The organism is Streptomyces sp. Sge12 (assembly GCF_002080455.1).
In the GTDB taxonomy this organism is placed as follows: domain Bacteria; phylum Actinomycetota; class Actinomycetes; order Streptomycetales; family Streptomycetaceae; genus Streptomyces.
The window spans coordinates 7,448,230-7,469,501 of sequence record NZ_CP020555.1 but is presented as its reverse complement, the minus strand read 5'-3'; the positions used below and the strand labels follow the sequence as shown (position 1 = coordinate 7,469,501).

Sequence of the window (21,272 nt, the reverse complement as noted above, 5' to 3'; positions counted from 1 at the left end):
GGTGGCGGCGGGTGGGGTGGTGGGGGCGGCGGGTCAGGCCGTCTCGCGGACGGACCGCGCGAGGATGTCGAGGCCCTCGTCGAGCTCGTCCGCCGACACGGTGAGCGGCGGCAGCAGCTTGACCACCTCGCTCTCCGGCCCGGAGGTCTCGACGAGCAGGCCGTGCTCGAACGCCCGGTGGCAGACCTCGGCGGCGCGCTCCTTGCGGGTGAACTCGAGGCCCCACACCATGCCGCGGCCGCGGTACGAGGCGCCGTCCCGCTCGTGGTCCGCGCAGAGGTCGACGAGCGCCTGCTCGATGCGGGCGCCCTGGACACGGGTGCGTTCGCGCAGGACGCCGTCGCGCCAGTAGGTCTGCAGTGCGGCGGTCGCCGTGACGAAGGCGGGGTTGTTGCCGCGGAACGTGCCGTTGTGCTCGCCGGGCTCCCAGATGTCGAGCTCGGGCTTGAACAGGCAGAGCGACATGGGCAGTCCGTAGCCGCTGATGGACTTGGAGACGGTGACGATGTCGGGTGTGATGCCCGCTTCCTCGAAGGAGAAGAAGTCGCCGGTCCGTCCGCAGCCCATCTGGACGTCGTCGACGATCAGCAGCATGTCCCGGCGGCGGCACAGGTCGGCGAGGGCGCGCAGCCACTCCGCGCGCGCCACGTTGACGCCGCCCTCGCCCTGCACGGTCTCAACAATCACGGCGGCCGGGTCGTTGAGGCCGGATCCGCTGTCCTCCAGGAGCCGCTCGAACCAGAGAAAGTCCGGGACGCGGCCGCCGAGGTAGTTGTCGAAGGGCATGGGCGTGCTGTGGACCAGCGGTATGCCGGCGCCCGCGCGCTTGAAGGCGTTGCCGGTGACGGCCAGCGAGCCCAGGGACATGCCGTGGAAGGCGTTGGTGAAGGAGACGACGGCCTCGCGCCCCTTGGCCTTGCGCGCCAGCTTGAGCGCCGCCTCGACGGCGTTGGTGCCGGTGGGGCCCGGGAACATCACCTTGTACGGCAGTCCGCGGGGGGCGAGGACGGTGGAGTGGAAGGTCTCCAGGAAGGCCCGCTTGGCGGTCGTCGACATGTCCAGGGCGTGCGTGATGCCGTCGCGCGCGATGTAGTCGAGCAGTGCCTGTTTGAGGACGGGGTTGTTGTGCCCATAGTTGAGGGAGCCGGCGCCCGCGAAGAAGTCCAGGTAGGAGCGGCCGTTCTCGTCGTGGAGGCGGCTGCCCTCCGCGCGGTCGAAGACGACCGGCCAGGCGCGGCAGTAGCTGCGTACCTCCGACTCGACGGTGTCGAAGACGGTCGGGTTCGGTGCTGTCGTGGTCAAGGGGGACCTGCCTCTCCTGCGGTGTCCGCCGGCGGACGGTCGCGGACGGTGATGGACGTGGTGGTCGGTGGCCGGGGGTGGTGGCCGGTGGCCGGGGTGGTGGCCGGTGTCAGAGGGCCAGGGGTGCGATGCGGTGCAGCACCTCGGCGTCGTGGTGTCCGGCGCCGCCGGGAAAGTGCTCCTGCGCGAAGAGGACCTCCCGGGCGAGTTGGGCACCGTGGCGTTCGGCGAAGGACGCGAACAGCCGTTCCGAGGCGGTGTTGCCCGGGCTGATGGTGGTCTCGAGCGCGTCGAGCGGGCGCTCGGCGGCGACCCGTGCGGTGAGGTGGTCGAGAAGGTGCCCGGCGATCCCCAGCCCGCGGGCGTCGGCGTCGACGGCGACCTGCCAGATCAGCAGGGTGGCGGGGGTGTCGGGGCGCAGGTACCCGGTGACGAAGCCGACGGGCCGGCCGTCGCCGTCGCGGGCGACGGCGGAGGTGGCGGCGAAGTCACGGCACCAGAGCAGGTAGCTGTAGGGGGAGTTGACGTCCAGCGTCTTCGCGTCGCGGGCGATGCGCCAGAGGTCGGGGCCGTCGCACAGGTCGGGGCGGTCGGCCCGGATTCCGGAGGGACTCGTCGTGGGGGCGGGGGTTCGGGGGCGGGTGGCCAGGTCTGCATGAGCACCGGTCATGCGGGCCGAAGCTACCGATCATCGGCTGAAAAGACATGCCCGAACGGGGTTCCGTACACGCTGCGTCCGTGTTATCCGGCAGCGGCGCCGGGGTGGTCCTGGCCCGTTCTCCCCCACGAAGAAAACCGCTATTTATCCGGACAAGCCATCCCAAAATTCTGAAAGATAACGAGACTGTAACGTCTTTGCCCTGTGCCATATTTGCGGTGTGAAAGCCACGACATTCGCGAGTCCCCCCGTTTCGGCTCCGGATAACGGGAAAGGCGAGTGGGCCCTTTCGGCCCGTCGTGTGTCCCGGACGGCCGGGCGGTACAAAGGGGTATGAGCGAGCAACGGCGACCCGCGGATCCGTCACCCGCCGCGGACGACATCGACGAGGTGACGCACGCGGTGCTGGCCGCCGCCCAACGGCTCGCGTCCATCGCGGCCCGCGCCCTGGCGGCCGCCGGGGACGGGGGCCGCGGCGGCCACGGGGTCACGCTCGCCCAGTTCCGGATGCTCGAGGTCCTGGTGGCGCGCGGGCACGTGAAACTGGTCGCCCTCGCAGGGCTGATGGCGGTCAACCCCTCGACCGCCATGCGCATGATCGACCGGCTGATCGCCGCGGGCCTGGCGGACCGCAGGCCCAACCGGGAGAACCGGCGGGAGACGGTGCTCACCGCCACGGAGTCCGGCCTGCGGCTGGTGGGCGAGGTGACGGCCCGGCGCCGGGCGGAGACGGCCGCCGCCCTCGCCCGGCTCCGGCCCGCCGAACGCACCGTACTGATCGGCGCGCTCGGCGCGTTCGCCGCCACGGGCCCGCAGCCCGCCGGGGACGGACCCCACGCCATCCCGGACCTCCTGGGGTGCGTGCAGCCGTACGCCCTGGGCTGAGCCGGGCCGCCCCCGGCTGCGGCCGGGGCGGGGGGCCGCGGCTGCGGCCGGGACTACGGCTGGCTGTCGAGCCAGCTCAACTCGTGTGCGTAGAGCACCCGCTGGCAGAAGTCCGCGCCCGCGGGATCACCGGGGCCCGGGTTCGCCCGGCAGTCGTCCGCCGAGCCCGGACGGTGTTCGGAGAGGGACCACAGGCGTCCCGTGCCGCGCTCGACGTAGAGGTCCTCGGCGCCCCGGGCGGTCTTGACGGCCTGACCGTCCTGGACCAGCCGGCCGTCACTCCAGAGGTAGCGCCACAGGTTGCCCGGCTCGTCCGTCCCCTTGGACTCGTTCACGTACAGCGTGCCGTTGTACGCCGCCGCGCCCTGGGCGCCGCCGTTGGCCAGGGGCAGGTAGTTGGCCCAGCCCTGCGCGGTCACGTCCGCGGAGCGTTGCTCCAGGGCCGCGACCGGGTAGGAGGCGATGCGGCCCGTGGAGGGGTAGCCGCTCTCCGGACGGCAGTACTCGCCCATGATCAGGCGGTCCGGACCCGTACTGCGGTCCAGGGAGATGTAGGACGCCTTCGGGGCGCCGGTGGAGACGCAGGCGAAGGAGCCCTTGGGGTTGCTCTGCGTCGCCTTGAACTTCCACGCCGCCACCTGCGGCATGACGTAGCGGTAGCCGAAGCTGTACCAGACGTTGTCGTGCCGGCCGACCTTCGTCTTGTCCTCGACGTCGGCGGTGGTCTTCACCCCGTCGGCGTCGGTGCCCATCCGGTCGTGCGTGGCGGGGTCGCCGTCCGGGTCGAGGTCCATGATGAAGCGCATGTCGAAGACGCGCAGGCCGCCCCGCGTGTCCGCGACGTAGAGGTAGTTGCCGTACCAGACGATCCCACCGGCGTGGACGCCCTTCTGGATCGGGTACTCGGCGGCGTGCAGGCCGTCGAAGGAGACGTGGTCCGCGGAGTTCACATAGGTCCAGCCCAGCAGCACGTGCCGGTACTTGATCTCGGGGCTGCCGGTGGCCGGGTTGTTCCGGCTCTGCACGAAGGTGATCCGGACGCCCTTCTGGTTGCAGGCGTCATTGGCCTCCAGCTCGGCGGCGGTGCAGTCGCCGGCCGCCGGGTTCGGGTCGCTCTCGCGGCCCGGGTCCCAGCCGTCGTAGGAGGCGAACAGCTGGATCTTCCCGGCCGCGCCCCAGAGCTCGTTGTCCTTGGCGTCGGAGACGCCGGTGAAACCCTGCGGGACCCACTCCCTGGAGACGGAGTCGTCGTCCTTCAGGCAGTACTTGACGGCCGGGTCGGGGGCGGCGGCGAACGGGTCGCGGGAACACCCCGGCTCGATGGGACGGTTCGCCGCGGCCAGCAGGTCCTGTACGCCCGACTCGGGCAGCACCGAGGCCAGGCGGGCGACCCTCTGGGTGGTCTCGGCGTTCATCTCGCCCGGCGACAGCGTGAAATCGCCGGGCGAGGCGGGGCCGCCGGGGACGGCGGCAGCGCGGGCACCGAAGGCCGAGGGGGCGCCTTCGGTCGCGCGGGGCTCCTGGATCCAGGACCCCGGCACATCGGGCGGAAGGTCCTTCGCCGTCGCCGGTCCTGCGAGACCGGTGAACGCGAGCGCTGCCGCGGCGGCGGCCGAGAGCCAGGCGCGACGTATTCGACTTGAGGGCATGCGGGGGTTGCTCCGTTGCTCGTGTGACAGGTGAGTCAAGCGGAGGCTTCCAGAACACGTATGCGGAACACAAGGGTGATCGACTCGTCAATGACCAGGCCGAGCACGCCGGTTGAAGACCCCCGTCAGCGGTGGGGATCGCGCCACATGGGCCACAGCGTCGGTCCGCCGCCCGGGAGCCGGATCTCACCGGTGACGCGGAAGCCCAGCCGTTCGTAGAAGGGGACGTTGGCGGGCGCGCTGGACTCCAGGTAGGCGGGTTGTCCGAGCCGGTCGCAGTCGGCCAACTGCTGGCGCAGCAGCGCCGAGCCGACCCCCCTCCCCTGAAGTCCCCGGTCCGTCCCCACGGAGGGCAGGTACCAGTGCGGTGTCCGCGGATGGACCTCGTGCATGGCGTTCTGGACCTCCCCGGCCCGCGGCATCCCGCGGAGGCCGAAGACAGCCGCGTACCGGGGCAGCGCGGCCAGGTCCTGGAGCGGGGAGGGCTTCCAGCGCCCGGGGCCCGACCACAGCGCGGCCGCCAGCAGCCGCCCTTCGCCCGTCGCGGCGACCCGGACGGCGCCGGTGCGCGGCCGCTGCTGACGCTGGGCCAGCCGGAAGTACCGGGTGATCCGGCGTTCCCGCTCGGCGGCGGGAACCATCCAGGCCATGACCGGGTCGTCGGCGAAGGCGCGGGCGAGGAGCGCGGCGACCGCCCCGGACTCGGCGGGCCGGGCGAACCGGATCCCGTACCCGGCCGACGGAGGTGCTGGACGTGTGCTCATGGAGCCACGCTAGGCAGCGGGCGCGGGCGAAACCGGCCCTGCCGGCCGGACACGCCGTACGCTCCACCCGCTCACCACCCGCACCGCAGGGGCGGGCCGGTGAGGTGGTCCGCGCGTCCTGAATACGCCCGTCCCGCTGCCCGCCGGGGCGTCGCCGTGCGAGCATTCCGCGGTGCACGACGACGGCGCCGGGCCGAGCCCCGACGGGACCGCGGGCGGCGCGCGGGAGGGGTGGAGGGCATGAGGCGCTTCTTCGGACGCAAACGCGGGGTGGTGCCGCATCCGCCTGAGCTCCTGGCGGCAGCGGCGGAGAACCCGGGCGGATCCGTCGCACAGATCGACACCGAATACGCCAGTCGGCCCGACGGCTACGTCCCCACGGAAGCGATCCTCGGCGTGTGGCTCGTAGGCGCCGACGGAAAACCGACCGGGGTGTTCGAGAAGAATCCGAACTACGGGCTTCCGACCGTCGACGACTTCGAGAAGCTCACCGGGTGCGGACACTATCTCGGCTGGCTGGGAGACCCGGCGGCCGCCGTACGCGATTCCGTCGCCGGGTGTCTGGCCGAACAGGCCCCCGGGGCGCACCTGGAGTGGCTCAAGATCCTCGACGAGCCCCGGTACCTCACCGGCGTCCGGGTCCGGCCCGACCTCGAGAACCGGACCGTCATCACCCGGGCCGGCCTCGCCCTGTCCTTCGCGTTGTCCGTGACGGCTCCGGAGCGTCGGCGCGAGATCCTCACGGGCGTGTTCACGTGGGTGTCGGCCCCGCTCGACGAGCCGGGGATGCGGAAGGACCAGGTGTGGCTGGACCTGTGGATGGGCCTGGACCGGGCGGAGGCCCTGCTCCAGGACCGCATCCTGCTCGTGGGCCGCACGCAGACCTGAGGCCCGCGGGTGGGCCGGGGCCGCCGGTCGCTGGCGCCGGGCGCCGTGGCCCGCATTGGTCGTCGGCCACGGCGCCCCCGCCGCGGGTCAGGAAGTGCGCTTCAGGGTCCAGGTGTTGGCGTCGAAGCTGGGGACGGCGGAGTAGCGACAGCCGCTGGAGTAGTAGGTGTTGGTGATGGTCCAGCCCGCGGGCGGCCAGGTGGACGCGCAGGCCGCGACCTGGGTGCCGACCGGGTAGCCTCTGAGGTCCTTGATCTGCTTGGTGTTGGGCGTGAAGCCGGAGCCGCAACCGCCGCTGTTCCACCACTGGGTGTCCACCCAGCCGGTCGGGGTGAGGGCGCTGTGGCACATGGTGAGGGTGTCACCGGGTGCGGCCGATGCGGGGCTCGCGGACATGGCGAGGGTGGTGACGGCCAGGGTGGCCAGTGCGGCGGCGTATCGGGTGCGGATCACGGGGCGTTCCTCCTCGGCGCGCCGGTGTCGCCGCCGACCGTCGGCGGGCCGTGCGGGGCGCCGCGTCCATTGCTATCCGACCGGATCATGCTCCAGATAGTCACCTTCTGGGCAGAACTCCGCGACGGTTTAGCGCCGCCGCGGGCCTCGCCGGTCAGTAAGATCGAGGAATGTCTGACACGACCGAAACTACGCCCGGCTGGCTGACCAGGGACGAGCTGGAAATGGCCCGGGCCCAGATGCCGATCCTGTACGTCGAGGCCGTCCCCGTACGCGTGGACGACACCGGCGAAGTCACCTCCATCGGGCTGCTCCTGCGGATCGGCGCGGAGGGGACGATGAGCCGGACGCTGGTGTCCGGCCGTGTCATGCACCACGAGCGGATCCGTGACGCGCTCCTGCGCCACCTGGAGAAGGACCTGGGCCCGGTGGCCCTGCCCCGCATTCCCGCGTCCCTCCAGCCCTTCACCGTCGCCGAGTACTTCCCCACGGCGGGCATCACCCCCTACCACGATCCACGCCAGCACGCGGTGTCGCTCGCCTACATCGTGCCGGTCACGGGTGACTGCCGGCCTCGGCAGGATGCCCTGGACCTGGTCTGGTTCAGCCCGGAGGAGGCGATCTCGGCCGCCGTGCAGGGCGAGATGCCGGGCGGCCACGCGGCGCTGCTGAAGCAGGCGCTCGCGCATGTGGGGCGGACGTACTGAGTTCTCCGCGCTCCGCGTGACGCGCCCCGTGCCCGGCCGGCCTGCCTGCGCCGGGGGCGGGGCCTACGGGGTCTGCGCGGCCGGGGTGAACCTCGTCAGGATGAGCAGGGTGTCGACGAGGTCCTCGGCGGGCGCGCCCGTCGCCAGGCGGCGCAGCTGCTGCCCGAAGACCAGGGCGACGGCCACGCCGGCCAGGCGTTCGGGGTCCGCCACGCCGAGGTGCGTCAGGATCCGGGTGGCCAGCAGGTCGTAGGCGGCGAAGCACTCGGCCGCGGCGGCGCGCAGCCGTTCGTCGCGGCCGGCCTGGACGTACAGCTCGAACGGCGCGATGTGGCGGCTGTCGAAGGCGTTGCCGCCCGCGACCTGTGCCACCACCTCCGCCGCCTGCCCGATGTCGAACTGCTCGTCGGAGCACTCGTCGGCGAGCGTCGTGAAGTGCCGGGTCTCCTCGGCCACGAAGTGCAGCAGGCTCTCGCGCAGCAGCTCGTGCTGGGTCGCGAAGTGGTAGGTGACGGAACCGAGGGAGACGCCGGCCTCCTTGGCGATCCGCCGGTTGGTGACGGCGGCGATGCCGTCCTGCCCGATGATCCGCAGTACGGCGTCGATGATGCTCTGGCGGGTGTCGGAAGCATGGGGCATGGCGTAATTCTGCCCCATCGGCCGACCCCGCCACCCGGGGAGCGCCCGGGCAGCGCCCGGGGAGCCGAGGCGGGCCGGGGTGTGGACAACACACCACGCCATCCTTACTGTTCGTTCGAACGAACAACTGACGGACGCCGTACGGGAGTAGTCGTGGACATATCCGGATCGAACGTTCTGCTCACCGGCGCCACCGGAGGCATCGGCGCGGCCCTGGCCGCACGCCTGACCGCGCAGGGCGCCCGGCTCACCCTCACCGGGCGGCGGGAGGGAGCCCTCAAGGCGACCGCCGACGCCTGCGGCGCCCGCACCGTGGTCGCCGACCTGGCCGTACGGTCCGACGTCGTGAAGCTCGCCGAGAGCTGCGCGGACGCGGACATCCTCGTCGCCAACGCCGCCCTGCCCGCCAGCGGCGACCTGCTCGACTACACCGAGGACCAGCTCGACCGCGCCCTCGACGTCAACCTCCGCTCCCCCGTCCTGCTGTCCCGGCTGCTCGCCGAGCCCATGGTGGCCCGCGGCCGCGGGCACATCGTGCTGGTCGGCTCCATCTCCGGCAAGGCGGCGACCAAGTCGACCTCCTTGTACAACGCGACGAAGTTCGGGCTCCGCGGCTTCGCTCTCGCCCTGCGCCAGGAGCTCAGCGGCACGGGAGTCGGGGTGTCCCTGGTCCAGCCCGGTTTCGTGCGCGACGCCGGGATGTTCGCGGCCACCGGTGCCACCACGCCGAACGGCATCCGGACCGTCACGCCCGGCCAGGTGGCCGACGGCGTCGTACGTGCGGTGCGGCGCGACCTGTGCGAGGTCAACGTCGCCCCGCTGGAGCTGCGCCTGCTGAGCGCCATCGCCGGGCAGTTCCCCGGCTTCGCCGAGCGCATCCAGGCGAGGTCGAACGCCGACGGCACGGTACGGCAGATCGTCGAGTCCCAGCGCTCACGCCGCTAGGCCGTCTCTTCCGGATCCTGCCGGGTCCGCAGTCCCACAGCGCCCACAGGCCCGCAGTCCCGCACGGCTTCCCTTCCCCCCACGTGAACGGAGAGCACGGCTGTGCCGAGTGAACACCTCCCCAGTGATGTGCCCGCCCCCGAACCGCAGGTCGAGCGCCGGTCCCTGCTCCGATTAGGGGCCCTGCTGGCCGCGGCCGGAACCGCCACGCTGGTTCCCGCGCCGATCGCGCACTCCGCGACCAGGGGCCGGGGCACCGACACGGTGACCACCACCTACCGGGGCCACGCGCCGTACGGCAACGACCAGTGGGCGTACGTCGCCTTCGACGTCCCGGCCGGGGTCCGGCGGATCTCCGTGGAGACCAGCCATGACGCCGCCGCCGGCATCCTGGACCTCGGCATCTTCGGCCCGTCCGGCTTCCGCGGCTGGTCGGGCGGCGCACGGACGGGCTTCACCCTCTCCGCCGCGGACGCCACCCCCGGCTACGCGCCCGGGCCCGTCGAGCCCGGCGGCTGGTCCGTCATCCTGGGGCCCATGGTCGGCAACGCCGGCGGCATGGCCTGGCAGGTCGACGTCACCCTGCACCACGGGGACCCGCTGCCGGGTACCCCGTACGACATCCTCCCGACGGCGGTGGCGGGGCGGGGACCCGGCTGGTACCGGGGCGACCTGCACCTGCACAGCGTGCACTCCGACGGGCAGCGCACGGTGGACGAGATCGTCGCGGCCGCCCGCCAGGAGGGGCTGCACTTCATCGCCACGTCCGACCACAACACCAGCTCCACCGGCGTGACCTGGCGCGGCAACATCCCGACCGACCTGCTGGTCATCAACGCCGAGGAGGTCACCACCCGCCACGGCCACTGGCTGGCGGTCGGTCTGCCGCAGGGCGAATGGGTGGACTGGCGCTACGGCCCCGCGAACCCGGGGGTGTTCGAGAGCCATGCCCGGCGCGTGCACAGCCTGGGCGGGCTCACCATCGCCGCCCATCCCCTCACTCCCGCGGCGGGATCCTTCTGGGAGTTCGGCCTCGACCGGGTGGACGCGCTGGAGGTGTGGAACGGCCCGTGGACCCTGGACGACGCGGCCAACATCGCCGCCTGGCACGTCATGCTCTGCCTCGGCAAGCGGGTCGCCGCCGTCGGCAACAGCGACGCGCACAGTCCCGCGGACGCCGTCGGCCGCCCCCACAACGTGGTGCACGCCGCGAGCCTGTCGACGCCCGCCGTACTCGACGCACTGCGCCTGGGCCGGTCCTACGCCGTCGAATCCACCGCCGTGACACTGGACTTCACCGCCCGGACCCGCGGGGCGGTCGCGGGACCCGGCGAGGAGCTGCCCCTGTCGTTCTTCGATGCCGTCGACGTGACCCTGGACGTGAGCGGCGCCCCGGACAGCATCGCCACGCTGTACACCGAGTGGGGCATCATGGCCGCCACCTGGATCGACGGCAGCGGCCGCGGGCAACTGCGCTGGCGCGGCTGGGGGAAGGCGTCCATGTTCGCCCGGGCCGAGGTGCGCCGGCCCAAGCCCGCCTCCACCACCCTGGACCAACTGGTGGCCATCACCAACCCGGTGTGGTTCTACTCCGCGCAACTGCCCCCGTACGACGTCGAGCAGCGGGTGCTCTTCCACACCGAGCGCCGCCCGGGCGGCGCGTGGAGCAGCATGCGCCCGCTGCCGGGTGCCGAGGGCGCCGGATCGTTCGCGGGGGTGCAGAGCGCCGCCGCCGGCATGGCGGACGGCTCGGTCGTGGTGCTGGGCATCGCGCCGGACAACGGTCTGTGGCTGAGCGTCGTACGCGGTGCCGCCACGCTCCAGCCGTGGCGGCGCGTCGCGGGGCCGGACGGCTCGACCGGGTTCACCGTCCGCGAGGCCGATATCGCGGCCTTCCCGGACGGGACCTGTCAGATCGTGGTGACGGCGATGGACGGCACCACCTACCACCAGCTCCGGCGCGCCGACGGCGGGTTGCCCGGGTTCCGGCCCCTGCCGGGCCTGACCCCGAAGAGCCGCTGGGGCGCGACGAAGGTGTCGATCACGGCCATGCCCGACGGGTCCGCGCAGCTGCTGAGTTACGGCACGGACGGCGCCATGTACCACTGCGTGCGCGGGCGGGACGGTACGTGGTCCCCCTGGGGGCGGCCGGCCGGCTACAACGGGGCCCCGACCTTCGCGGGACCGGCCCTGGCCATCACCGGGATGCCCGACGGGTCGGCCCAGGTCCTCGCGATCGGGCTCGACGGGATCGTCTACCACCAGCTGCGGCGGGCGGACGGCTCCTGGACCGGCTTCCGGCCGCCGCGGGGCGTCACCACGCCCACGATGGGGGCGAGCGCCATCGGCATCGCGGGGACGCCCGACGGCTCCGCCCAGGTGGTGGCGGTGGGCCTCGACGGACGGATCTGGCACAACATCAGGAAGCCGGACGGGTCCTGGACCCCGTTCGCGCAGATACCCGGCCCGAACGGGAGGGACGCCTTCCCGGCGGGGCAGGTCCGCATCACCGCCCTGCGCGACGGCTCCACGCACGTGACGGCCGTCAGCGCGGGCTAGGGCCTGTGCCGGGGCCGGGACCAGGGCGCGTCCGGGTCGGTCGACTCGGGCCGCAGGCCGAGCTCGTGGAGCTGGTTGACCGCCATCATCGCGGCGAACATCGCGTTCGGGTTGGCGCCGCCGGCCCCGAGTGCGGCGACGGCCTCCGCGTAGCCGGCGGTGAACTCGCTCGGCCGCACCCGCTCGCCCCGCCCGGCCAGCGCGAGGGCCGCCCCGCTCAGGGTGGCGGCCTGCTCCAGCAGCCCTTCCAGGTGCCGTGCCGCTTCGGCGGCGCGGCGCACGGTGAAGGTGTGGCCGTCGGTGAGGAGCGCCGCCTGTCCCTGCTCGAAGAGGAGGGCGGCGGCGCCGAGCGCGGTCTGGATCTTGAGCTGGTCGGCGTCGGCCATGGCGCCGCAGGGGCCGTTGCCCTCGTCGGAGAGGTGGAGGACGCCGGGGTCCCGCAGGTGGACGATCACGTGTCCGGCGCAGTGGCCCTGGCTGCGCAGCACCCGTACCGCGCCGTCGGCGAAGGTCCAGCCGGTGCACCGCAGCGAGCCGATCCGGATCGGCTCCGGCGCCAGCTCCTCGTAGGTACGGGTGGTCGCACCGAAGGGGCGCATCGGCTCGAAGAGCGACACCAGTCGGGCGGCGAGTGCGGGCGCGGGCTGCGGCAGCGCCCCGGCGATCCGCTGGAGGGACCACACCCAGTACGACAGCGGGTCGCGCATCTGGTCCAGGTCGGGGGCGGGGACGTAGTGCTCGACCGGCACGCCCAGCTCGTCCGCCAGGTCGTTGTTGCCGATGTGGTCGGGGTGACCGTGCGTGGTCAGCACCAGGGCCCGGGACCACGGCCCGACCCGGTCGGCGGCCTGCCGCAGCGCGGTGCGGAAGGTCGTCGTGACGCCGGTGTCGACCAGGACGAGGAGGTCGCCGACCCGGTGCACGACGGCGTTGGCGACGTCCGGCTGATCGTGTCCGACGTCCAGTTCCTGTCCGAGGACCAGCACGGTCCGTTCGTCGATCTCGATCACATCACCGAGCGCGGTCATCGATCCTCCCGCGGTCCCGCCGGGGCACGGCGTACGCTCCCCCGCCGACGAGCGTACGCCGCACCCCGCGGCGCCGCATCGTCACTCCTGCCGCAGGGTCGTGACCAGCTCGGGGGGCAGCCCGTGGGTGTCGTGGAGGTAGTGGAGGTCCTCCTGGGTGAGGGGCCCGCGGAACCGGGGGCGGGCGAGCACCTGTCGTCCGCGCTCCAGGAGGCGGCGGAACCGGTGCTCCTCCTCCAGCAGGATCCGTACCACCTCGCCCGGCCGCACGTCCTGCCGGAAGCGGTCCAGGGTGTGCCGGACCAGCTCGTCCGGCAGGTCCACGAGGCTGCGCGAGGGGTCGTCCCGCCACAGCAGGGTGAGCACCCGTCGCACCAGGCGCCGCAGGACGTAGCCCCGGCCGGTGTTGGCCGGGCGCACGCCGTCGCCGAGGACCACGACGGCCGAGCGCAGGTGGTCGCAGACCACGCGCAACGACGTCTCGTCCAGGGGCCACAGGGCCGGTACGAGGCGGCGCCAGGGGTCGAAGACGTCGCAGTCGAACACGGACGGCTTGCCCTGGAGCAGTGAGGCGAGCCGCTCCAGGCCGAGGCCGGTGTCCACGTTGCGCCGGGGCAGGGGCACGAGGGAGCCGTCGTCGAGCCGGCGGTGGCTCATCGTCACGTGGTTCCACACCTCGACCCAGCGGTCGTCGCGGGTGGGTGTCGACCGGGGCGGGCCGTCACCGCTCCACAGGAAGATCTCCGAGTCGGGCCCGCAGGGTCCGACGGGGCCGTTGGACCACCAGTTGTCCTCGACGGTCAGCTCGACGGGGACGCCGTGTTCCTGCCACAGCCGCAGGGAGGCGGTGTCCTGCCCGGTCCCGGTCCGCTCGTCGCCGGCGTGGACGGTGGCGTGGAGCCGGCCGGGATCGATGCCCAGTCCCTCGGTGAGGAACCCGTATCCCCAGTCGAGACTGACCGGGCCGTCGTAGTCGCCCAGCGACCAGGTGCCGAGCATCTCGAAGACCGTGAGGTGGGTGGGGTCGCCGACCTCCTCCAGGTCCGTGGTGCGCAGACAGCGCTGGAGGTTCACGAGCCGACGGCCCAGCGGGTGGGGGCGGCCCTCCAGGTACGGAGTGAGCGGGTGCATGCCGGAGGTAGTGAAGAGGACGGGGTCGCCCGGTGGTGGCAGGAGCGTCGAGCCGACGATGCGGCGGTGGCCGCGCTCCTCGAAGTACTCGACGAACGTGTCGGCCAGCTGGTCCGTACGGATGGTGCGCATGGGGTGACTCCTTCGCATGAAGCGGGAGAGGCACCGGAGAACGGGACCGTCCGGTCTCCGACCGGGGCGACGACACCACGGCACAGCCGACGGACCGTTGTCCGGTCGCCGGGGAGAGGAAGGGAATGCGTCAGGCGGCGGCAACCGGCGAGCTGGTCGCTCGCGCGGTCGCGGTGATGCTGAGGCCGTTGACGTTCATGTCGCCCACCCTAACGCGGCTCCACCACGGAGCCGCAGCCATTTTCCCCCTCCCGGCGCCCGGGAGCACACCTCATGGGTCCGGCCGCGTATGAGGTTCGCCGGTGGTCGGCGGGCTTTTCGGTTCTCAGGCCGCGGGCGTCGGGGTCGCCGATTCGGCAGCGCGGCGGTATTCGGCGTTGATGCGCTGGGCTTCCTCGAGCTGGTCCTCGAGGATGACGATGCGGCAGGCGGCCTCGACCGGGGTGCCCTGGTCTACGAGTTCCCGGGCTCGGGCGGCGATGCGCAGCTGGTAGCGGGAGTAGCGGCGGTGTCCGCCCTCGGAGCGGAGGGGGGTGATGAGTCGGGCTTCGCCGATGGCGCGGAGGAAGCCCGGGGTGGTGCCGAGCATCTCGGCGGCCCGGCCCATCGTGTAGGCGGGGTAGTCGTCGTCATCGAGACGACCGAACGAGTCGTCCGCTGTCATTGCACCTCTCTCGTGGAACGCATGGAGGGGCCCTGGTGCCGTACGGCACCAGGGCCCCGAAGGAACTACTACACCATCTGCCGACCCTGATCGTGCGTCGGCCTTCTGTGTCCGCGGACCCGACCGGAATGCTGTCGGGGGCGCGGGGATCGCGGTTGCTTGACCGGAGACCACCTCACTATCGATGTCCTGCGGTACCCGGACTCGAAAATCCGTCCGGGCGATCCTGATGGTGCTCGGCCCCTCCGTTCTTCCCTCGGTGATCAACTATCTATCCAACCGGAACTGCGTACTGCTGTACCGCTGGTGGCCTCTCGTAGCGCCACTTCGGCAGCCAGCCCCGTCGCCCAACCTGCGTCTGCTCTGGCTTGGAACCCCACTGCCGAACCTCCCGGTGCGCGCGCCCGCAGCCGACGCCTTCACCGAGGTACTGCTCCACTCACTTCACTGCTGGGTACTGCTTGCGGCGGCCCCTGATCACTGCGGGCCACCCGGTCCGGTCGTCAGTCCCGTCGCCGTCCTGCAACCGCTCTGGCTTCGGAACTCCACCACCGAACCGTCCTGCGCACTGCAACTACGTACTACTGCCTGGCAGTTCATCTCTGCCGGGCCCTGCGGTCTCTCTGGCTACGAGAGAAACCATAACGGCCACACCGTCCAATGTCTACTCCGGCCAACATAGATTTTCGTGTGCGTGTCGCTGAGGTAATCGAACAGGTCCGGGCAAGCCCGTTGCGGTCGCCCTGTTTACGAGGACGTGCAGCGGCCATACGGGGTTCGTAAGGCGTTTCCACCCAAGAGGGAGTGATCAGCTGTGTCTGGTGAGCAGAAGGCCGAGGCGAAGACCGAGCAGGCCAAGGGCAAGCTCAAGGAGACCGCGGGCCGCCTGACGGGCAACGAGCGGCTGACCGCCGAGGGCCGCGCGGAACAGGCCACCGGGGACGCCCGCCAGGCCAAGGAGAAGGTCAAGGACGTCTTCAAGCACTGATCGGCACAGGTCGGCACAGGTCGAGACGGGTCGGGGCCGGAACCGCGCGAGCGGTTCCGGCCCCGACCCGTGTCCGCGCTCCGGCCCGGGTCAGGCGGCAGCAGGCTCAGGCCGGCGCAGTTCTGCCTGGCCGAAGAGGAGGGCGTAGCCGCCGGGGAGCCGGCGCAGGATGCGGGCGAGGAGGTCCGGTCCGGCGAGGCGGGCGACGACGGCAAGGACGGCGCCGGTGTCCCACCGTGCGACGGCCGGGGTGGCGCCGGTTCGTTCGGCCAGGTCCTTGACGAAGCCCCAGCCGGTGAGGTGTTCGGCGGTGGGGACCTGGGCGGTCAGGGCGAGGGCGGCCTCGACGGGCAGGCACTGGGCGAGCTCGACGCGTTCGTCGCCCGCGAGCTGGCGGCCGAGGGCGGCCAGGACGTGGTGGACGGCTTCCGCGGCACGTTCGCGGGTGGGGTAGGCGCCTTCGTAGCGCACGCGTTCCAGCATCCGGTCGAAGGTCATGGCGGGGGTGGACCGGTTCGGTCGAGGCTGGTCGTACATGGCTGCGGTTTGCCTTTCTGTGCGAGGGACCCGGCTCCGGCCGGCGCGGGTCAGGTGGGCTGGGGGTGACCGAAGAGGAGGTCGTAGCCGTGCGGGAGCTGGAGCAGGACCTCGCGGGTGAGGACATCGCCCGCGGCGGCCGCCACGGTGGAGAGCACGGCTCCGATGTCCCACAGCGCGGTCGTCTCGGTGGCGCCCTCGATCCAGGCCGCGGTCGCACGGACGAACCGCTCCGGCGAGAGCGGCTCCGCGGCCTGCAAGGGGTTGAGGAGGATCAGGGCGTACGTCTCGGGAAGCCGCGCGGCGAGCTGCGCCCGTACGCCGCCGACCAGGTGAGCGCCCAGCAGGGCCAGGACGACACGGGCAACGCGGTCGGCCTCGTGCGGGGTTTCGTACTCGCCGCGCTCCTGGACGTGGGCCAGGAACGACTCCCTGCGCATCGACATCACATCACCTCCGGAGCAGGTGAGGAGGGAGAGGGGTGCGGAGGGGCGGGGCGCGCCGGAGGGGGGATTCGACTCCCCCGCCCCTCCGTGGCCGGCTGATGCCGGAGGACTCAGCCGGAGATCTGCTTGCGGCCGTCGGCGCTGCCGATGCTGATCTTGCGGGGCTTGGCGCGCTCGGCGATCGGGATGCGCAGGGTCAGGACACCCGCGTCGTAGTCGGCCTGGATGCGCTCGGTGTCGAGGGTGTCGGCCAGCATGATCTGGCGGGAGAAGACACCGAGGGGCCGCTCGGAGAGGTCCATCTGCACTCCCTCGGGCCGGCCGGTCGGTCGGCGCTCGGCCTTCACCGTCAGCATGTTCCGCTCGACGTCGATGTCGATCGCCTCCGGGCTCACGCCGGGAAGGTCGAAGGCGATCACGTACTCCTCGCCCTCGCGGTAGGCGTCCATCGGCATCACGGACGGCTTCGACCACGTGCCGGACGTACCCGACAGCTGCTGGACGATCCGGTCCATCTCGCGGAACGGGTCAGTGCGCATCAACATCGCGAAACACCTCCAGTTGGTTCAGGCAGAGACTGCCAATGCGCTTCAACGTGCATCCGTTGTAACATGTCATCGGAACGATGACAAGCAAGGAGTCATCTGGAGGATGACAAGAAGACGGAGAGTCCCATGAACGATGCCGCCCCGACGGCCGCACCTGTCTCCTTCGCTGCCGCTGCAGCGGCACTGGAGGCCATCAACCAGTCCGTGAAGGACGCCCGGCAATCCCCTGAGCGAGCACCGGGGACGGCAGCGCCGCTCGCGACCGGTTCCGGCCCGCACCCGGCCCTGGCCGCACTTCTGATGCTGCGCGAGGTCCGCGAGGAGCTGGCGGGCTGGGAGAGCGGGCTGATCGAAACCGCCCGCGGCGAGGGCGCGAGCTGGGCGGACCTCGCCGGACCCCTCGGAGTCGCAAGCCGCCAGGCCGCCGAACGCCGCTACCTGCGCCTGCGCCCCGGAACCCCCGGAAGCACCGGCGAAGAACGCGTTCAGGCCACCCGCGACACCCGCGCCGCAGACCGAACCGTCACCGCCTGGGCCCGCGACAACGCAGCCGACCTACGCCGCCTCGCCGGCCGGATCACCTCCCTCGCCGACCTCCCCGCCAGTGCCCAGGGCGCCGTCAGCGACCTGAACCGGGCCCTCGCCGACAACGACGCGGCCCGCCTCCTCCAGCCCCTGGCCGACACCCGGCCCCACCTGCGCCCCGAGGACTCGGCCCTCGCCGATCACATCGACGCCCTGGCCCGGCACACCGACCGGCTCCGCCAGGACAGCCACGACCAGCGCACCGCCTGACCCGCCGCGGGCTCGTTCGCCAAGATCCGAAAGAGGCGGCCTAGTGCTGGGGCAGGTGGGTCCTGGCGTCCTCGTACGTCCCCTCGCCGGGTGCGGCGGCCAGGGCGTAGAAGAGGTTCAGCACACCGGTCCGGAAGGTCTCGGCGGACACCAGCTCCAGCGGCACCGGCGGCGCGTCCTCGTCGAACAGGCGCAGGCCGCTCCGCACGGCGACGGGGTGCAGGAGGAGGTTCAACTCGTCGAGGAGCCCGGCCGCCACCAGTCGGCGTACGACGGAGACCGAGCCGCTGATCCAGACGGGTGTCCCCGTGTCCGGTTCGTTCTTCAGAGCGGTGACGGCCTCGGTGAGTTCGCCGGTGAGCTGTTCGGAATTGCGCCAGGTCAGGTCGAGCCGGCTGTGCGACACGACGATCTTGCGGGCGTCACCGAGCACCTTGGCGAAGGGGGCGTCCTCGCCGCCCGCCGCTTCCCGGTCCGGCCAGGCGCCCGCGAAGCTGTCGTAGGTCCTGCGCCCGAGCAGCAGGGTGTCGGCCCGGCCGAGGGTCGCGTCGACGGCCGCCCCCATCTCCTCGTTGAAGTAGGGGAAGTGCCACTGGTCGGGGGCCTCGACGACACCGTCGAGCGAGATGAACAGCTGTGCCTTGATCTTCCTCATGCCGGTCTCCGGGAACTGGTGGTCGGTCCGTCCGGGTACGGCCCCATCCAAGGGCACCGGGCAGTCGGACGCCGCGCGACTTTCCGGTCGCGCCGCCCCGGGGGCGTTCGCGCGGATGCCGGGTGGGATCCTGGGCGGATGCTTCGGATATCCGCCGCACTGGCGGCCGCACGGTGGCCGACGGCCGCGTCCGGGGAGACCGACTGGCTGCGGGAGCTGACCGGCGGGCACGGGCTCACCGGTTTCATGCCCCCGGGACTGCCCGACGCGGCGTGGGTGCTCCACGCCATGTACGAACACGAGGTCGGGCCGACCGGTATGTCGTACGTCGACTACCGGCGGGCCGTGCTCAACGGGGGCGGGCCCGAGCTCGTCCCGGGTCTGGATCCCGCGGAGGTGTTCGCGGGCACGGCCGGCGAGCACCCCGGACCCCGCTGGCACCGGTTGCGCTGGGCGGAACTCGCGCGGCGCACCGGTGATCCGGTGACGCCCGAGGGGCGCATGCCGTCGCCCCACTCCTGCTTCCCCTCGATCAGTCCGGGTGCCTGGCCGGTCGGCCTGCACGCGCCGTCCGAGGGGCGGCTGGACCGTGCCGACTGGAACCGGCTGGTCGACGTCCTGGTCGAGCACAGCCCGCAGGGGCCGGACACCCGCTGCCTCGCCTACTACACCCCGCTGGTGCTCGGAGCCGAGGAATTCGACAACCTGCGGGTGCGGGCCGGCCGGCTCGGGGACGCCAAGGCCCTGTACGACCATCCCGAAGCGGAGGTCAGCCCGTCCAACCTCTGGGCGCAGGACCGGTCCTGGGTGCTCTGCACGGACTACGACCTGTGGGCCACCAGGGTCTGCGGCCCCGTTGCGCTGGTCGAGGCGCTCCTCCGCGATCCGGAGGTGGAGGCCCTGCGTACGGGCGGGGCCGGTTGATCCCGGCCCCGGAGGAGGTGCGGTCTCATCCTGTGGGGCTGCCGGCGGCGGGGGCTCCGGGTACCGCGGCGAGCGCGAACGCGTGGCCGGCCGGGTCGGCGTAGCGGCGCACGACGGTCCGGCTGCCCGACAGGCTGCCGTCGTCCTCGGCGGCCACCGGGCGGGCCCCGAGGGCCACGGCCTCGCGCTCGGCCTCGTCGAGGGAGCGCTCCTCCACGAGGATGCACAAGTGGGCCTGTTGGGAACCCTCCGGGAGCGGCCAGCTCGGCGGGACATGGCCCGGGTCGCGGCGGATTCCGACCACCACGCCGGTGCGGCCGGTGACGAGCAGGAGCTGCCCGTCGCCGGGGGCCGGGCCGGTCGTGGCACCGAGCAGCTCGGCGTAGAACCGTGCCAGCAGCTCGGGCTCGGCGCTGTCGAGGACGAGGACGGTTGTCTTGGGTACGCTCATGCACCTCGTTTGCCCTGTGTCGGCACCCGTACACGGTGTGTGCCCGCGGGCGCGGGCCGGACGGCGACGGGCTGCGGGCCCGCCGCACCGAGGTGTGGCGGGCCCGCAGCCGCGTTCACCCGCGAGTCCGGTGGACTCGCCGGTGCGGGATCAGATCCGGTCGTCCTTGTCGCGCAGGGAATCCTGGACGCCGCGGGCTCGCTTCTCGGCTTCGGTCATGGCTTCCTTCGCCTTGCCCTTCGCCTGGTCCGTCTTGCCCTCGGCCTTCATCCGGTCGTTGCCGGTGACCTTGCCGACGGCCTCCTTGGCCTTGCCCTTGGCCTGGTCCATCTTTCCCTTGTCAGCCATGTGAACTCCTTGTTGGGGAAACCCTGACGAGGACAAATTAGGCGAAGTCAGACCATCTCGCTCGGCGAGGTGCTCGGAAGCGGCGCGGGAACAGAAGCCTGCGGCTCTGGGCCTTCCGGCTGAACGCGCCGCGCCCTACGCCTGATCCCCCCTGCTGACCGAGGCGTACACGGCCCTGGCCTCGCTGCCCAGGCGTGGCCCTGCGAGCCAGGTGGACCCGGCCGGACCGATGGAGGTGTTGCTGACCAGGGCGGAGCTGCCGTCGGGGCGCCGCGCGAACCAGCCGCCACCCGAGGAGCCGCCCGTCATCGTGCACCCGATGCGGTACAAGGAGGGCCGGTCGGGCCGCAGGGACAGCCGTCCGGGGCGGTCCTGGCAGGTGAACATCCGCTCCCCGTCGAAGGGGTCGGCAGCCGGGTAGCCCCAGGCCTTCATCGCCGCGATCTCGGCCGTGGGCGGGGCGTCGAACCAGACCGGAACGGCCACCCCGGCCGTCTGCTGGAGGGAGGCGCGGGTGTCCTTGCGGGCCACGCGCAGCACCGCGAAGTCGCCGGACGAACCGCCACCGCCGGTGGAGGCGCCCTCGGCGATCCACTCCTCGGAGGTCGCCGCCCGGTCGGCCCACCAGGTGCCCAGCGGCGCGACCTCGGCCGTGCGGCGCGACCCGCCGGCCAGACCCCGGTCGTTGTAGGAGGGCACGAAGACGATGTTGCGGTGCCAGGTGCCCCCCTTGCCGCCGTGGACGCAGTGGGCCGCCGTCCACACCAGGCTGGAGCGGCCCGGCCGGGCCGGGTCCTCGACGGCGGTCCCGGAGCAGACGCTCGGACCGTCGGGCCCGTCGAAGAAGACCTTGCCCACCGCGGGAGCGCTCGCCCGGTACGGGGCCCGTTCGGGCCGGGCCGGCAGGGGTGGCGGCTCGGGGTCGGTCTCCCCCAGGTCGGCGCCCAGCCCGTCCACGACGGAACGGTCGGACGCATTGGCGTCGGCCATGCGCTCCGGGGTCCACAGACCGGGGATGACCGGGTTGGTGAAGCCGGGTACGGCCCGGCGGAGCGAGGAGCCGGCCTGCACGGAGCAGGCGGTCGCGCCACCGAGGACGGCCAGGACGGTGAGCAGGACGACCAGGACGCCCGGACGTTCGGCGCCCCAGGGGCGACCGGAGTGCGCACTCATGAT

24 protein-coding genes are annotated in these 21,272 nt (G+C 72.3%); 8 read left to right on the top strand and 16 right to left on the bottom strand.

Going from position 1 to position 21,272, the window contains the following annotated elements; all coding sequences use genetic code 11:
- Positions 1-33 precede the first annotated feature (33 nt).
- On the bottom strand, positions 34-1,302 hold the full coding sequence (gene ectB, locus B6R96_RS33450; protein ID WP_081524581.1) for a diaminobutyrate--2-oxoglutarate transaminase: 1,269 nt from the start codon (positions 1,300-1,302) through the stop codon (positions 34-36).
- Positions 1,303-1,411: 109 nt separating this feature from the next.
- On the bottom strand, positions 1,412-1,972 hold the full coding sequence (gene ectA, locus B6R96_RS33445; protein WP_030387830.1) for a diaminobutyrate acetyltransferase: 561 nt from the start codon (positions 1,970-1,972) through the stop codon (positions 1,412-1,414).
- A gap of 321 nt (positions 1,973-2,293) precedes the next feature.
- Here ectA and B6R96_RS33440 point away from each other — a divergent pair, with 321 nt between their 5' ends.
- Entirely contained in the window at positions 2,294-2,845 is a 552-nt protein-coding gene (locus B6R96_RS33440; protein WP_081524580.1) for a MarR family winged helix-turn-helix transcriptional regulator, read from the top strand.
- Between the two features lie 53 nt (positions 2,846-2,898).
- Here B6R96_RS33440 and B6R96_RS33435 read toward each other — a convergent pair whose 3' ends face one another.
- Positions 2,899-4,494 carry a hypothetical protein gene (locus tag B6R96_RS33435; RefSeq protein ID WP_081524579.1) on the bottom strand — a complete coding sequence of 532 codons (1,596 nt, stop codon included), beginning with the start codon at positions 4,492-4,494 and terminating at the stop codon, positions 2,899-2,901.
- Between the two features lie 125 nt (positions 4,495-4,619).
- Positions 4,620-5,258, bottom strand: a complete 639-nt coding sequence (locus tag B6R96_RS33430; RefSeq protein ID WP_081524578.1) for a GNAT family N-acetyltransferase — start codon at positions 5,256-5,258, stop codon at positions 4,620-4,622.
- Positions 5,259-5,498: 240 nt separating this feature from the next.
- Between B6R96_RS33430 and B6R96_RS33425 the strand changes: the two genes are divergently transcribed.
- On the top strand, positions 5,499-6,146 hold the full coding sequence (locus B6R96_RS33425) for a hypothetical protein (protein WP_081524577.1): 648 nt from the start codon (positions 5,499-5,501) through the stop codon (positions 6,144-6,146).
- 87 nt (positions 6,147-6,233) lie between these two features.
- On the opposite strand, the gene B6R96_RS33420 is transcribed toward B6R96_RS33425, so the two are convergent.
- The gene (locus tag B6R96_RS33420; protein WP_237291590.1) at positions 6,234-6,599 is read right to left on the bottom strand and encodes a hypothetical protein; all 366 of its coding nucleotides are present in this window, start codon (positions 6,597-6,599) and stop codon (positions 6,234-6,236) included.
- Positions 6,600-6,769: 170 nt separating this feature from the next.
- Between B6R96_RS33420 and B6R96_RS33415 the strand changes: the two genes are divergently transcribed.
- Positions 6,770-7,306 (top strand): NUDIX hydrolase family protein, encoded by a 537-nt coding sequence (locus B6R96_RS33415; RefSeq protein ID WP_030387836.1) that lies wholly within the window; start codon positions 6,770-6,772, stop codon positions 7,304-7,306.
- 63 nt (positions 7,307-7,369) lie between these two features.
- On the opposite strand, the gene B6R96_RS33410 is transcribed toward B6R96_RS33415, so the two are convergent.
- Positions 7,370-7,945 carry a TetR/AcrR family transcriptional regulator gene (locus B6R96_RS33410; protein WP_081524576.1) on the bottom strand — a complete coding sequence of 192 codons (576 nt, stop codon included), beginning with the start codon at positions 7,943-7,945 and terminating at the stop codon, positions 7,370-7,372.
- A gap of 153 nt (positions 7,946-8,098) precedes the next feature.
- Here B6R96_RS33410 and B6R96_RS33405 point away from each other — a divergent pair, with 153 nt between their 5' ends.
- Entirely contained in the window at positions 8,099-8,890 is a 792-nt protein-coding gene (locus B6R96_RS33405) for an SDR family NAD(P)-dependent oxidoreductase (protein WP_081524575.1), read from the top strand.
- 102 nt (positions 8,891-8,992) lie between these two features.
- A complete protein-coding gene (locus tag B6R96_RS33400; protein ID WP_159396402.1) occupies positions 8,993-11,449 on the top strand; it encodes a CehA/McbA family metallohydrolase in 2,457 nt (818 codons plus the stop codon).
- Here the strand turns inward: B6R96_RS33400 and B6R96_RS33395 are convergent.
- From B6R96_RS33395 to B6R96_RS33385, 3 genes are all read right to left on the bottom strand, one after another.
- Positions 11,446-12,477 carry an MBL fold metallo-hydrolase gene (locus B6R96_RS33395; RefSeq protein ID WP_081524573.1) on the bottom strand — a complete coding sequence of 344 codons (1,032 nt, stop codon included), beginning with the start codon at positions 12,475-12,477 and terminating at the stop codon, positions 11,446-11,448. The two genes, B6R96_RS33400 and B6R96_RS33395, sit on opposite strands and share 4 nt — an antisense overlap.
- 81 nt (positions 12,478-12,558) lie before the next feature.
- Positions 12,559-13,731, bottom strand: a complete 1,173-nt coding sequence (locus tag B6R96_RS33390) for an alanine--tRNA ligase-related protein (protein WP_081525374.1) — start codon at positions 13,729-13,731, stop codon at positions 12,559-12,561.
- A gap of 334 nt (positions 13,732-14,065) precedes the next feature.
- Positions 14,066-14,404, bottom strand: coding sequence for a MerR family transcriptional regulator (locus B6R96_RS33385; RefSeq protein WP_081524572.1), 339 nt, complete (start codon positions 14,402-14,404; stop codon positions 14,066-14,068).
- An 814-nt stretch (positions 14,405-15,218) separates the two neighbouring features.
- Between B6R96_RS33385 and B6R96_RS33380 the strand changes: the two genes are divergently transcribed.
- The gene (locus B6R96_RS33380) at positions 15,219-15,392 is read left to right on the top strand and encodes a CsbD family protein (protein WP_078626483.1); all 174 of its coding nucleotides are present in this window, start codon (positions 15,219-15,221) and stop codon (positions 15,390-15,392) included.
- Between the two features lie 90 nt (positions 15,393-15,482).
- On the opposite strand, the gene B6R96_RS33375 is transcribed toward B6R96_RS33380, so the two are convergent.
- The 3 genes from B6R96_RS33375 to B6R96_RS33365 all read right to left on the bottom strand — a co-directional run bounded on the left by B6R96_RS33375 (position 15,483) and on the right by B6R96_RS33365 (position 16,920).
- Positions 15,483-15,929, bottom strand: coding sequence for a DUF2267 domain-containing protein (locus B6R96_RS33375; protein ID WP_081524571.1), 447 nt, complete (start codon positions 15,927-15,929; stop codon positions 15,483-15,485).
- A gap of 50 nt (positions 15,930-15,979) precedes the next feature.
- Positions 15,980-16,375, bottom strand: coding sequence for a DUF2267 domain-containing protein (locus tag B6R96_RS33370; RefSeq protein WP_053173137.1), 396 nt, complete (start codon positions 16,373-16,375; stop codon positions 15,980-15,982).
- A gap of 110 nt (positions 16,376-16,485) precedes the next feature.
- On the bottom strand, positions 16,486-16,920 hold the full coding sequence (locus B6R96_RS33365; RefSeq protein ID WP_030387848.1) for an Hsp20/alpha crystallin family protein: 435 nt from the start codon (positions 16,918-16,920) through the stop codon (positions 16,486-16,488).
- A gap of 129 nt (positions 16,921-17,049) precedes the next feature.
- Between B6R96_RS33365 and B6R96_RS33360 the strand changes: the two genes are divergently transcribed.
- Positions 17,050-17,718: an HSP18 transcriptional regulator gene (locus B6R96_RS33360; RefSeq protein WP_081524570.1), complete on the top strand. Its 669-nt coding sequence runs from the start codon at positions 17,050-17,052 to the stop codon at positions 17,716-17,718.
- A gap of 40 nt (positions 17,719-17,758) precedes the next feature.
- Here B6R96_RS33360 and B6R96_RS33355 read toward each other — a convergent pair whose 3' ends face one another.
- Positions 17,759-18,373: a dihydrofolate reductase family protein gene (locus B6R96_RS33355; RefSeq protein WP_030387850.1), complete on the bottom strand. Its 615-nt coding sequence runs from the start codon at positions 18,371-18,373 to the stop codon at positions 17,759-17,761.
- Positions 18,374-18,511: 138 nt separating this feature from the next.
- Between B6R96_RS33355 and B6R96_RS33350 the strand changes: the two genes are divergently transcribed.
- Positions 18,512-19,297: a hypothetical protein gene (locus tag B6R96_RS33350; protein WP_081524569.1), complete on the top strand. Its 786-nt coding sequence runs from the start codon at positions 18,512-18,514 to the stop codon at positions 19,295-19,297.
- Between the two features lie 25 nt (positions 19,298-19,322).
- On the opposite strand, the gene B6R96_RS33345 is transcribed toward B6R96_RS33350, so the two are convergent.
- The 3 genes from B6R96_RS33345 to B6R96_RS33335 form a co-directional block, all read right to left on the bottom strand.
- Positions 19,323-19,748, bottom strand: a complete 426-nt coding sequence (locus tag B6R96_RS33345; protein ID WP_081524568.1) for a VOC family protein — start codon at positions 19,746-19,748, stop codon at positions 19,323-19,325.
- Positions 19,749-19,898: 150 nt separating this feature from the next.
- Positions 19,899-20,096, bottom strand: a complete 198-nt coding sequence (locus B6R96_RS33340; RefSeq protein WP_030387853.1) for a CsbD family protein — start codon at positions 20,094-20,096, stop codon at positions 19,899-19,901.
- 135 nt (positions 20,097-20,231) lie between these two features.
- On the bottom strand, positions 20,232-21,269 hold the full coding sequence (locus B6R96_RS33335; RefSeq protein ID WP_081524567.1) for a trypsin-like serine peptidase: 1,038 nt from the start codon (positions 21,267-21,269) through the stop codon (positions 20,232-20,234).
- Between the last annotated feature and the right edge of the window lie 3 nt (positions 21,270-21,272).